The organism is Enterobacter sp. EGD-HP1, assembly GCF_000733275.2.
GTDB lineage: Bacteria > Pseudomonadota > Gammaproteobacteria > Enterobacterales > Enterobacteriaceae > Enterobacter.
This window is the reverse complement of sequence record NZ_AVOP01000001.1, coordinates 373,830-385,827: the sequence shown is the minus strand read 5'-3', so window position 1 is coordinate 385,827 and position 11,998 is coordinate 373,830. Positions and strand designations below refer to the sequence as shown.

Here is an 11,998-nt window from a genome sequence, read left to right as displayed (position 1 = left end):
CGCTTACCGGGCCTACGATCCGAATGTAGGCCGGGTAAGGCGCAGCCGCCACCCGGCATCAAGGCAAGGAATGCCCATGTCAAACTATCGTCGCCACTACGTCCCCGGTGGAACCTGGTTCTTCACCGTCAACCTGCAAAACCGCCAGAGCGATTTGCTTACCCGTCATATCGACAGCCTGCGTGCTGCCACCGCAACGGTTAAGCGTGCGAAGCCCTTCACCATCAACGCATGGGTTATTTTGCCTGAACATATGCACTGTATCTGGACCCTACCGGAAGGAGACAGTGATTTTTCGGCACGCTGGCGCGACATCAAAAAGACATTTAGCCGCAACATTGAAATGCGCCATATCTGGCAGCCACGCTTCTGGGAGCACACCGTCCGTAACGAAGAGGACTACCGGCGGCATATGGATTATGTCTATATCAATCCGCTGAAGCATGGCTATGTCAGCAAAGTCAGCGACTGGCCGTATTCAACGTTTCATCGCGATGTACGGGAAGGGTTGTATCCGGAGGATTGGGCGGGAGAGATCGAGGATTTTGCAGCGGGGGAGCGGAAGTAAAAAGCCGGGTGGCGGCTACGCCTTACCCGGCCTACATTCGGATCGTAGGCCCGGTAAGCGAAGCGCCACCGGGCATTAAAGCGACTCAGTCCTCAAAAAACCAGTACCCGCTGTTGACCAACGCGGCCAGCATCGCGAGGAAGGACGGGTCTTCCAGCGCATCGCCAAAGGTGTCGGCAGTCAACACCAGATGGCTGGCAATGGCTTCCAGCGCCGGACGGTGTGGGGAATCCAGCTTCTCGCCGTTGACGAACACCTCTTCACCAATGCGCAGCACGCGCAACCCGCCCAGACGCGCCAGCTTGTCGCCCTGCTGAAGCGCATCATAAATCTCGTCAGCCTGATACGGCGGCTCCGGCGGCGCAACGTCCAGCTCATGACGAGACTGGCTGATAAACTCACCAAACCACTGTTTGAAGTGCTCCGGCTCGTTAATCAGATCCAGCATCATGCCGCGCAGCTTATCGAGTTCTTCTGGCAGAATATCCGCCGGATGCTCGCGCGCAGGCACATCAGGATCGCTGTAACGATAGCTGCCCAGCTCGCGTTGCAACACGTAGTCGGCAAATCCGCTGATCATCTCGCGACCGCTTGGCGCGCGGAATCCCACGGAGTAGTTGAGTGAATTTTCCAGGGAGTAGCCTTCGTGAGGGAATCCCGGTGGAATGTAGAGAATGTCACCCGGCTCCAGCTCTTCGTCGATAATCCCTTCAAACGGATCCACCTGAAGCAGATCCGGATGCGGGCAGTGCTGCTTCATTGGCACTTTTTCGCCCACGCGCCAGCGGCGGCGGCCCGTACCCTGAATGATGAACACGTCGTACTGATCAAGGTGTGGACCCACGCCGCCGCCGGGTACCGAGAAGGAGATCATCAGATCGTCCATCCGCCAGTCGGGCAGGGCGCGGAACGGGCGCATTAAGGCGGCAGTTGGCTCGTGCCAGTGGTTGACCGCCTGCACCAGCAGCGACCAGTTGTTTTCACCGAGGTGATCGTAGCTTTCGAAAGGTCCGTGGCTAACCTGCCATTTTCCGTCCTGGTGGCTGACCAGACGACTGTCGACTTCGTTTTCCATGGCCAGACCGGCCAGTTCGTCAGGCGAGATGGGGTCGACAAAATTGCTGAATCCGCGTTTCAGAACCACCGGGCGTTTTTGCCAGTAACGTTCAATAAACTCGGGCCAGTTAAGCGTTAAGTGATAATCCATATTTTTTTATTCCGCAGGCTCTTACTGACTCGGATTATAACGGAAGCTCAGCCCCCCGGCTGCGAGATCCTCGCATTTTTCACATAACGGGTTAACTATCGTTCAATGTGGGCTGCTGGCGACCAAAAATGACTTCCATTCTGGCGCCGCCCAGCAGGCTTTCACTGGTTTCGATTTTCCCGTCGTACTGGTCGACAATCTCCCGGGCGACGGCTAATCCAACGCCCTGGCCTGGACGTAGCGTATCGGCGCGCTGGCCGCGATCGAACACTACGTCACGCTTATTGCGCGGGATCCCCGGGCCATCATCCTCAACGATAATGTGCAGCTCATTTTCCGTCTGACGCGCAGAGACTTCCACGAACTCCAGGCAGTATTTGCAGGCGTTATCCAGCAGGTTACCCATCACTTCCATGAAGTCATTTTTTTCACCCACAAAGCTTATCTCTGGCGAGATATCGAGGCTGATGTTCACCCCTTTACGCTGATACACCTTGTTGAGGGCGGACGTGAGATTATCCAGAAGCGGGGCTACCGGGTGCAGCTCGCGGCTGAGAAGCGCGCTGCCGGAACGCATGCTGGCGCGGTGCAGGTAATAGCCAATTTGCTGTGAAATACGGCTGATCTGTTCCAGCATCACCGGCTCGGCATCATCGACGCTCAGCTTCGAACTGCGCATTGAACGCAGGGTGCTTTGCATCACGGCCAGCGGGGTTTTCAGGCTGTGGGTCAGGTCGGTAAGGGTGGTGCGGTATTTATCGTAGCGTTCGCGTTCGCTTTTCAGCAGGCGGTTGAGGTTGCGCACCAGGCTGGTGAGCTCCCGGGTCGTTTCCGGGTTCAGCTTCTCACGATGATGTTCTTCCAGCTCGCGTACCTCGCGGGCCAGAGATTCAATTGGCCGCAGGCTCCACCAGGCCGCTACCCAAAGCAGCGGGATCACCAGCAGCAGATTGGCGGCAAGAACATACACGAACCAGCTCCAGACCTTATAAGAGCGTTTTAGCTCAACCGGAATGGTGTCGATCACCACAATGGTCAGCTGCGGCATGTTCATTGTCGCAGGGTAAATATTGATCGCCACGGAGTGCGTCATCTCCGTCTCGGCATCATCAGCGCGAATTTCATTGAGCTTCTGCTGCATAGAGCGATCTTCGCGGATCAGCGTGCTGGTGGTATTGAGATCGGCTTCAATCTCATGAAACCCGTTAGTTTTAAGCCACTCCGGACGAATGCTTTTGACCAGCCAGGGGATGTCGCGCTGCGCCCACAGTAACTTTCCCTTTTCGTTATAAATCAGGGCTAGAGTAGGGCTCTGCTGATTCAGGTTTTCCGGCATTTCGACGGTGATTTTATTGTTTTCCCACTTCGCCAGGGTATAAAACAGATTGCTTTCGCCACGCAACAGGCGAAAGGTGGTTTTATCAAAGCTGACGCTGTAGCCCACCAGGGCGACCATGCCGTAGGAGAGCGACAGCACCAGCACGACGGCGGCTGTTGCCAGCAGGAAACGAACCCGCAGCGAGAGGGGCAGAATGTGGCGTAAAATCCGTCTCATTTAGCGTAATTCGAACAGGTAGCCCTGACCGCGGACGGTGGTAATCACATCCTGTGGATACTGCGCCTGAATTTTCTTACGCAAACGTCCCATCAGTACGTCAATGGTATGGCTCTCGCGCAGTTCAGCATCAGGATAGAGCTGGAGCATTAAGGAATCTTTGCTCACCACTTTGCCATTGTTGCGGATCAGCGTTTCCATGATGGTGTATTCGAAGGCGGTGAGCTTGATCACTTCATCATTGATCGCTAATTCCCGGCGGGAGAGATCGACCTGGAAAGGCGGGATGGAAATAACCTGTGAAGCCAGACCGCTGTTGCGGCGTAACAGCGCCTGCATGCGCGCCGCTACCTCTTCAATATGAAACGGCTTGGTGACGTAATCATCCGCACCCGCGCTGAGCACTTCAACCTTATCCTGCCAGCCTTCACGGGCGGTCAGAACCAGAACCGGCAGGGAGACATCGTGGCTGCGCCAGCGGCGAATTAATGACAGACCGTCTTCGTCAGGCAACCCTAAATCGACAATGGCGATATCCGGCAGGTGTTCATTGAGATAATAATCGGCTTCTTTTGCATCTTCAGCATCGTCCACCTGATGTCCCATCTCCTGAAGCTGAACCTTCAGGTGATGACGTAGCAATGCGTTATCCTCAACAACCAGTACGCGCATCATCTCTTCTCCCTAAATAATTGGTATGAATAGTTTAACGCTGATTATGTAGTTTGAAACCAGCGTCATGAAATTAAATGACTTTTTTAATGTTCCCAATACCTTGGGGGCGTCCTGGGGGCATAGCTGTCGGCATCTGATTGTTCAGCATGTTGACCTGATCCTGGTTCATATCGCCGATCCACTTCGAGTAAACCTCATAAACCATACGCGCGTCCTCATGGCCCATCTGGCTGGCGATAAAGGAAGGGTTAGCACCGGCCATAAGCGTCCAGCAGGCGTATGTATGGCGGGACTGATAAGGGTTTCTCTCACGTATTCCAGAAAGTTTAGTTCCCCGTTTCCATCCATACGAAATCGAATTTTTGGAAAAAAAGCTCTCATTCACTGACGATTTCTTTTCAGGAGTAAATACAAAACGCAGATTTTGCGGCTCGGTTTTGCCAATTTCACGGTGATGGAAAACGATCTGCTGTCTTGGGTTATTGCCGGTGATTTCGAACTGCTCGAGCAGCGCATCATGAGCAGGCTTAAGCAGTGTAATCGTTCTGATGCCTGCATCTGTTTTTGGCGGCACAAACACCCGCTTGTTCGTCAGGCTTCTTGATACGTGAATCTCACCTTTCCTCAGATCGATATCCTCCCACGCCAGAGCACAAATCTCGCCGGGCCTCATTCCCGTATGGACGGCTACAATGATGATCAAAGCCAGTTTTCGGGGAAGGGCGGCAATCAGTGCCTGGTACTCATGAAGTAGAAGCGGATCGGGGTCTGCCTTAGATAGCTTGAGCCTGGACACGCCCTCATAAGGAGCGTGTAATATAAACTGACTTCGATTCGCAAGCTTCAGCATTTCTGATAAAACCGCCATCTGTTTATTGACTGTTGAGGGCGCGCGTCCCTTTTTAACCAGATTAGGCATTGATGGGTTTAATACGCTGCCGGTCAGCAGCTCTTTACGGTAATTCAGGATGTCGGCGTGCTGAATATCAGCAAGGGGAGTATTTTCTCCCACAACACGCTTCAGGGTATTAACTGTAGATGTGAGAGAGTGCAGTGTTGCCCCTGACACCTCCAGCGCTTTTGTATCAATGAAAAAATCGCTCAGCTCTTTAAACGTCGTGATCCGCTTAGTTGATGAGAATTTTTTAAGAGCCTTCGATTCAGGGAAGCGCGCCGCGTAGTCGAACTGGCCGAACTGTATCTCACTCACGATGACGGCGCGAAGGTTTCCAGCCTTCTTGATGTTGCTGCTGTTAACCACCCAGCCACGGAGAACTTCGCGGCAGCGAATGCCGCGATAGGTAAACGTGATCCTTATTTTTCCGTTATGAAGTTCAACGCCGGTTGGAAAGTTCATCATGCTTCCTGAATAAATCTATTAATCAGCGGGAAGTTGTACCAGACCAAAGCGCGTTTGCTTTCTCCGCCGGCTACCGCGGGTACTCGCTTAAAATGAACCCCTTCAATCCAGCATCCGAGGCGATAAGCTTTTATTTGCCTGTCATCCAGCCCCGTTTTTTCAGTTAGCTTTCCCGCCACCATCCACTCTTCATCAAAAATGATTTGCGCCATGCTTAACTCCATGACGCCGCCACGATATCGCAGCGGCAGATAGTATATTGATTGTCAAAAATCACCGACCAAGGCCAGGGAGGCACCGGAGATGCCTGGCACCTGTCATTGCCGTGGCCACGTAACTACGGGGGCGGTTAACAACCTCAACCGTAATTTTTCTCCCTTGGAACTTGATGGTGTAAAAAGTCTGCTTGTCGCTGCGACCATGCGCGCCATATTTCTCAAAATGGCATTTGAGCGCGGCGGCGCATGCTGGACCGCCGATACTGTCTCCCTTGCTACGGTTAATCAGACGCACAGGAGCCTTCCTGATGGTTGATAACGCTACGGGCAAGTCCGGCGGCCATAGCCGGTAATTCCTCATACTGATTGCAATAAGCCGGGTTGGAACATAAGCCCTGCAGTGCGGCGATCGTTAGCTGTTGCAGGTATGAGGATGCCGCCGATAGATCTGGTTCCTCACGGTCAGGATCAGCTGCCTTTTGAGGTTTTGCTGTTACAGCTGGTGTATCGAGCAATACCGATTTTGGTGGTTCGGGGCGGCGGTATTCCACGATCGCATCAAGAGCTATTTTCTGACGAACGCTAATATCGTCGGACCAGCTATCCAGCATGGTTGTTGCCACATCGTGGATCTCCTCGTTGGTAAACACAGGAGACAGGCAATATTCAGTGTTGGTGATATCTTCCATCAGTAGCGGGATAACATCGGAAACGAGGTGACCTGTGCATGCCACCACGCCCTCAGCCTCTTCTTTCCCCATGATATTGGTGCGGCCAGAAATCAGATCATTTAGTGCGTGCAAAATCGAAAATTCGCGTTCGTCTGGTGCTTCGCGAACGTCTTGAGCTGGAGGCACTTCCTGTTTTTCGACTTCATTTGAGGAGGGGGTATTTATCAGAGCATCGACTGAGAAGACTCCTCCACCCAGGTTCTCAACACGCGGCTGACCGCCGGCTTGCTTTTCAGGAGTCGTGTTCGGAGCGAATGCCTCGCTGAGTTCTTTGTCGAGTTGCGCAGCTTTGCCAGGGCAAACTGCTGGTGGAGGAGTTTCGCCCGGTACAGACGGTTTGGTTTCATCATTTTCAGTCTCCAGCTTGATATTGCCGCATGCGATATCGATTGTTTTCTGATCCGGTTTCGCATGATTCGATTCAACCAGATTGCGGTTAATATATGCACGCAGATCGACCGGCTTGAGGTAAAGGTCTTCCGGAGCGGTTTTAATCAGCGCGATAATGGAGGCGCGGGAGAAGTCCAGGATGCCCGGAGTGCCGCGTAATTTATTCCACCAGGCAGAAAAGCGCGGATCTCTTCCCTCGCTTTCCATCTCTTTGGCGCGGCGGATAATTTCGGATGGAATGGCATAAATATCAAAATCCATCGCGGCCGAGAGAATGCCCAGTGCGGTTTCCAGGCGGAGAGTTGCGAGATTATGCACCAGATCAGGACTGCGATCGGTAGGGGTATTACCGCCCAGGCTGGCTTCTGTGTCCGGTTTGATGTCGGTAGCAACAGGCTCACGCTTTGCTGCCGGAGTGTCGATCCATTTAGTGATACCTTTTTTGATATCAGGCCACTGAGTTGAGACCTTCATAGTTTTGCGAATCCACGCCAGTAGTTCTTCCTGCCGCTCACCGCTCAGGGCAAACACGCGAGGTTCCTTCACAAAAGCCTGGGCCAGTTCTCGTTGGAAGCTGCCATCGTCTTCGTTATTTAAATCGACTACCTGACCGAATTGCGAATCGGTGATCTCCTCCACTGCGCCGAAGAGGGCGAGGCATGCCGCGCGGGAGTCCTGGTCAAGGTTGCGTACAATCTTCATACCCGCCGTGTGCACGGTTTCGTTATTATCGATTTCTGGTTGTGGCGCAGCAGCTGGTTCACCTCGATTGGTATTCCAGACAACGTGCTCACCAAAGAAATCAGCGCTAAACACATCAAGCTCAGGACATGGAAGGTCTTCGTGGTGCTCCCAAATTTTCACCTTAAAATAATCATCTATATGTTCAGGATGTTCAGCCGCCAGCTTGCCGAAAATAACAGCTTCAGCAATGGCTTTTGTGGCCGAATTTACTGCTGTAGCAAGCGGCTTTAAGTCCGGGTATTTTTTCAAGGCTTTATCTTTTGGAAAATAAGCACCGCCGAAAACTTTTAATTCAACAGACATAATTACCTCTATTAATTTTTGGGTGTGTGATGTTTAGCGATATGGTTTACGAATAACACGCTTAATCTTTTTTAACGCGTTACGCCTTGCTCTTTTTTCATTGCATTGCTCACATAAATAAATCGTGCGCTTGAAGGGGTATATGTCTGTTTTCCTTTCATGCATTTCCGATTTTTTATATTCGCGGCAGCAAACGGCGCAATGACAAATGATGTCATCCATATCAGTTAAGTAGTTGGCGTTTGTAATCGTAATAGGACATGCCGCAGGCGTTCTGTGCTTCTGTGAAGTTCACAGACAGCAAGCTAATGTGCTTAACAGCGCATACTGGACAATGAAACTCGCCCAGCACATAGCCACCATCAAGTACTACGGTTACAGGGCCAGAGGATGGTAGATGAACCACGCCAGAAATAATCCCGTTAATATTAAATGTCGCAATTTCTTTGTTTACTATTGCAAGACCCATTTCAATGGTTGTTACTTCTAATTTCATTTCAGACACCTTGTTTTAGGTTGAGAGAATTCCTGCCGTTTAAGGCATGGTTTTTAATCGTGTATAATTAAATGACAGTCAGGTTATTGCGTTTTATCGACGCTATTAACCTTCAGAATTCAGGGTTGCCTTTTTGAGCAAGCAAATAACAAAGTTTTCGAAGTTTTATTTCAAACCAGTTAAGGCGGACTGCCTGTTGCCGTGATGGTTGACGATTAAAGTCTGTCATAATGAATCCCCTATAAGGTTATTAACAGCCATCCACAATTTCGATTGCCCACAACTGGAAGCACACTCCGCCAGCTAACAAACCAATCCCCATTAGTGAAAGAGTGGAATGCGCCTCCATGTTGTGGACGATTCATCTGCCCTGGTCTGGCGGCGCCACCTCGCCAGGGCAGATGTAAAGGGCAGTTTCGCTGCCAGTCGGCTTATTGGTCTGTGAAGGTATTTCAAGTCCTGCAACGCGGGGTTTGCTCTCCGCCCCAGGTTCTCCCCGCTATGCTTTAGCGCGCAACCTGAGAAAACCGCCTTCAAGCCTTTGGCTTACGCCACATTCAAGAAACTGCCTGGACGAACTCGGAAAAGCTCAGTGCTTCTTCACCCTCCGCCAGACTGTTGAAATACTCTTCGTATGCTTTTTCCATCTCGAACCCCTGTTTGCTGCTTTGCTTGGCTAATCACCCTTATCGCCGGGTAGGCGGAACGTTTACTGATTACTGCGTGTTTCGTTAATCTTAGTTTATAAATAAATAAACCAAAATGTAAAGTTAACGGTAAACAAAAAGATGTGAAAAATTGGATGTGATTGTATTTGGAGGAAAAAAAGACCGCAACAGGCGGTCTTAGGGGAAATTAGTCTATCTCGAGGTCTTTAAGCATCTGAAGGATTTCTTGTTTGGACTTGCCTTTCAGTCTTGCCTTGAGCTCATTGTCTATAGAGTTTACTTGAGCCCTAAGGTTTACCATGTGCTGCTCTTTTTCCCATTCAGCAAGACTGTCGAAAAGGTCAAGCAATTCTTCATGGCGCGCGTCGAATGGGCGAGGAGATCTTCTCTCTTCACCGACAGGTTCTTCATCAAGATAACCAGGAGCCATGCCGTAATCTCGTTCAATACGGCGCGCAGCTCTCTCGCCGAACGACGATTTGCCGTTGATCAGCTGTGAAAGGTAGCTCTTCTCTTTCTCCGGCAAAGTTCTGCTGGAAAACCATGCCGCTAGGCGCTTACGCCTGATTTCTTTTGTGTCCATGCAGCCATTTTGATTAGTAATTTCTAAACAAGCAAAAACTTGACATAAATGTTTAGTGGTTTATAAACTTACAGCTAAACACACAGGAGCAATTATGCAACTCAATGACTTTTTGAAAGCTGGTGGGCCAAAGATTCGTAAGGCGCTGGAGCAACACCTTGGGATATCGAAATCTTATCTCTCCCAACTTGCAACGGGGCGGGCTGCTATTTCGCCAAGTCGATGCATCGTTATCGAAACCTTCACCGATGGAAAGGTTTCTCGATCTGATATGCGGCCAAGCGATTGGGCTGAAATTTGGCCTGATTACAAGCCAAAAAATAGCACAACGGCTCAGGAGGATACTGACTGATGGAAATCAAAAAACTGGCTTGTGAGTTGGAGTCCTGGGCACAGGAGAAGGGCTGGAAGACGGTCACGCAGCTGATAACCCCGCATCACTTTGGCGATCTGCTTCAGTCACTTGATGACGTATCGGATCCGGATGAGTACGCGCGACGGCTGCACAACAACAAGCAGATTATTCAGCGTGCGTTCCGCAACGATACACCGAACTACCTGAAACAGGCGGAAGCGCTGAGCTATGCCATCCGTACAGCCATTGATAACGAACTGGCGCAGAAGGATTGCATGCACTACCGGGCGGCCAGGGTTAACAAAGAGTGTATCGAAGCCACCAATGCGGTCTTCACCGGCAAGCCGCAACCGGTAATCCGGCGAGAGACCCTGGAAGCCATCGACGCGCTGGCGCAGTTGGTTGGCGTCAAAGTGAAGCTTGTTTCGACTTGTTCGAACGCAGTCTAGTTCAGTTGTATCGAGGTGTTCTATGAGCATGGAACTGATGGTTCAGGCGATGAAGGTCAAAGTAGGAAACCCGCTGCGCAAGCTGGTTCTCCTCAAGTTGGCTGATAACGCCAGCGACCAGGGCGAGTGCTGGCCGAGTTATCAGCATATAGCTGATCAGTGCGAGATCAGCCGTCGTTCAGTCATGAATCATGTTGCCGCGCTTTGCGAGTCTGGACTGATGCGAAAAGAGACCAGATCGGGGCCGAAAGGCAATGGCAGCAATTTCTACCGACTAACCCTGAGCGGTGCAAACCCCAGTGCGAAGGTAGTGAATGAGATTCACCAGGGTAGTGAAGCAAATTCACTAGGGGGTAGTGAAGGAGATTCACCAGATGGTGCACCACATTCACCAGGGGGTAGTGAAGGAGATTCACCCAGAATCAGTCACTCTTCTGAACCAGTCAAAGAACCAGAAAATAATTCTTGTCCGGACGCTTCGCTCTCGGACGAACAGCTGACCAAAGATGCGTTTTTAAATCGTCATCCTGAGGCAGTGGTTGCCCATGCAGGAAAACGGCAGTGGGGCAGCAAAGAAGATCTCACCTGCGCCAAGTGGATGTGGAATCGCATCGTCAAGCTCTACGAGAAAGCCGCGGAAACCGACGGTGAGCTGGTACGTCCAAAAGAACCGAACTGGGCAGCGTGGTCAAACGAAATCCGGCTGATGTGTGCCATTGACGGCAGAACGCATAAGCAAATTTGTGAAATGTTTTCGCGTGTACAGCGTGATCCGTTCTGGTGCCGGAACGTGATGTCACCGTCCAAACTGCGTGAAAAATGGGATGACCTGGTTCTTCGCCTTCCGTCACAGGGGGCTGCGCAAAACAAGGCTGGTGGTCGGGATATCAATCAAATTTCCCGCCCGGATAACACTGTACCGCCAGGATTCAGGGGGTAAGCATGCAAAACGCAGGTTCGATTCTCGATCGCCTTCGCCGTGTGATACCGGCAGGCATTGAACCCAAATTCAACAGCGCAGCTGAGCTGATGGTTTGGCAGCGCGAAGAAGGGATAAAGCGCGCAGCAGAGATCGACAAGATCAACCAGCAGGCGCGGGCAGAGAAAATTTTCGGGCGATCCGGGATCCAGAACCTGCACCGCAGCTGCAGCTTCGCAAATTACGCGGTGGAGGGCGACGGCCAGCGCCATGCGCTGAGTATGGCCAAGAGCTACGCGCAAAATTTTGGCACCGGCTTTGCCAGTTTCGTTTTCACTGGAAAGCCCGGCACGGGGAAAAACCACCTCTCAGCGGCCATCGGAAATTATCTGCTGAAGCAGGGGCGAACGGTCCTGATTGTGACAGTGCCGGATCTTACTCTGCGCGCCCGGGCTTGCTACGACGAAGGGCAGTCCGAATCTGCGCTGCTGGATGACCTCTGCAAAGTGGATCTGCTGGTGCTCGATGAAGTCGGCATTCAGCGCGAAAGCCGCGGCGAGAAAGTTTTGTTGAACCAGATTATTGATCGCCGCCTGGCCGCAATGCGCCCGGTTGGCGTTCTGACCAACCTGAATTATGACGCACTGGTTGAGACCGTTGGCGCGAGAGTTATCGATCGCCTGCGCATGGATAACGGAATTTGGGTGAATTTTGACTGGGAGAGCTATCGCGGAAACGTCAGCCACCTGAGACCTGTTAAGTGAATTTTGAGGATAA

At 51.6% G+C, this 11,998-nt stretch carries 14 protein-coding genes; 5 read left to right on the top strand and 9 right to left on the bottom strand.

Annotation, left to right across the window (positions count from 1 at the left end):
- Positions 1 to 76: 76 nt before the first annotated feature.
- On the top strand, positions 77 to 568 hold the full coding sequence (locus tag N037_RS24545; protein ID WP_032638585.1) for an REP-associated tyrosine transposase: 492 nt from the start codon (positions 77 to 79) through the stop codon (positions 566 to 568).
- Between the two features lie 85 nt (positions 569 to 653).
- Here N037_RS24545 and N037_RS01915 read toward each other — a convergent pair whose 3' ends face one another.
- The 9 genes from N037_RS01915 to N037_RS01875 all read right to left on the bottom strand — a co-directional run bounded on the left by N037_RS01915 (position 654) and on the right by N037_RS01875 (position 9,498).
- Positions 654 to 1,775, bottom strand: a complete 1,122-nt coding sequence (locus N037_RS01915; RefSeq protein WP_032638582.1) for a ribosomal protein uL16 3-hydroxylase — start codon at positions 1,773 to 1,775, stop codon at positions 654 to 656.
- 91 nt (positions 1,776 to 1,866) lie between these two features.
- Positions 1,867 to 3,330 (bottom strand): two-component system sensor histidine kinase PhoQ, encoded by a 1,464-nt coding sequence (phoQ, locus tag N037_RS01910; protein WP_023335311.1) that lies wholly within the window; start codon positions 3,328 to 3,330, stop codon positions 1,867 to 1,869.
- On the bottom strand, positions 3,331 to 4,002 hold the full coding sequence (phoP, locus tag N037_RS01905) for a two-component system response regulator PhoP (protein ID WP_028019015.1): 672 nt from the start codon (positions 4,000 to 4,002) through the stop codon (positions 3,331 to 3,333).
- 73 nt (positions 4,003 to 4,075) lie between these two features.
- Positions 4,076 to 5,362 carry a site-specific integrase gene (locus N037_RS01900; RefSeq protein ID WP_032638579.1) on the bottom strand — a complete coding sequence of 429 codons (1,287 nt, stop codon included), beginning with the start codon at positions 5,360 to 5,362 and terminating at the stop codon, positions 4,076 to 4,078.
- On the bottom strand, positions 5,362 to 5,577 hold the full coding sequence (gene xisR / locus N037_RS01895; RefSeq protein ID WP_032638577.1) for an excisionase family protein: 216 nt from the start codon (positions 5,575 to 5,577) through the stop codon (positions 5,362 to 5,364). The genes N037_RS01900 and xisR overlap by 1 nt, the downstream gene beginning before the upstream one ends.
- A 61-nt stretch (positions 5,578 to 5,638) precedes the next feature.
- Positions 5,639 to 5,944 (bottom strand): DUF4060 family protein, encoded by a 306-nt coding sequence (locus N037_RS01890; protein ID WP_275990997.1) that lies wholly within the window; start codon positions 5,942 to 5,944, stop codon positions 5,639 to 5,641.
- Positions 5,865 to 7,751, bottom strand: coding sequence for a hypothetical protein (locus N037_RS01885; protein WP_032638575.1), 1,887 nt, complete (start codon positions 7,749 to 7,751; stop codon positions 5,865 to 5,867). Before N037_RS01885 ends, N037_RS01890 begins: the two co-directional genes overlap by 80 nt.
- Before the next feature lie 223 nt (positions 7,752 to 7,974).
- A complete protein-coding gene (locus N037_RS01880; protein WP_010429810.1) occupies positions 7,975 to 8,247 on the bottom strand; it encodes a hypothetical protein in 273 nt (90 codons plus the stop codon).
- An 855-nt stretch (positions 8,248 to 9,102) separates the two neighbouring features.
- Positions 9,103 to 9,498, bottom strand: a complete 396-nt coding sequence (locus N037_RS01875; protein WP_050511209.1) for a hypothetical protein — start codon at positions 9,496 to 9,498, stop codon at positions 9,103 to 9,105.
- 94 nt (positions 9,499 to 9,592) lie between these two features.
- Here N037_RS01875 and N037_RS01870 point away from each other — a divergent pair, with 94 nt between their 5' ends.
- From N037_RS01870 to N037_RS01855, 4 genes are read left to right on the top strand one after another with little or no spacing between them, the layout of a single operon-like run.
- Positions 9,593 to 9,850: a transcriptional regulator gene (locus tag N037_RS01870; protein ID WP_050511208.1), complete on the top strand. Its 258-nt coding sequence runs from the start codon at positions 9,593 to 9,595 to the stop codon at positions 9,848 to 9,850.
- A complete protein-coding gene (locus tag N037_RS01865) occupies positions 9,850 to 10,302 on the top strand; it encodes a toxin YdaT family protein (RefSeq protein ID WP_032638573.1) in 453 nt (150 codons plus the stop codon). Before N037_RS01870 ends, N037_RS01865 begins: the two co-directional genes overlap by 1 nt.
- A 22-nt stretch (positions 10,303 to 10,324) precedes the next feature.
- Positions 10,325 to 11,242, top strand: coding sequence for a helix-turn-helix domain-containing protein (locus tag N037_RS01860; protein ID WP_032638570.1), 918 nt, complete (start codon positions 10,325 to 10,327; stop codon positions 11,240 to 11,242).
- 2 nt (positions 11,243 to 11,244) lie between these two features.
- Positions 11,245 to 11,985: an ATP-binding protein gene (locus N037_RS01855; RefSeq protein WP_032638568.1), complete on the top strand. Its 741-nt coding sequence runs from the start codon at positions 11,245 to 11,247 to the stop codon at positions 11,983 to 11,985.
- Positions 11,986 to 11,998: the final 13 nt, after the last annotated feature.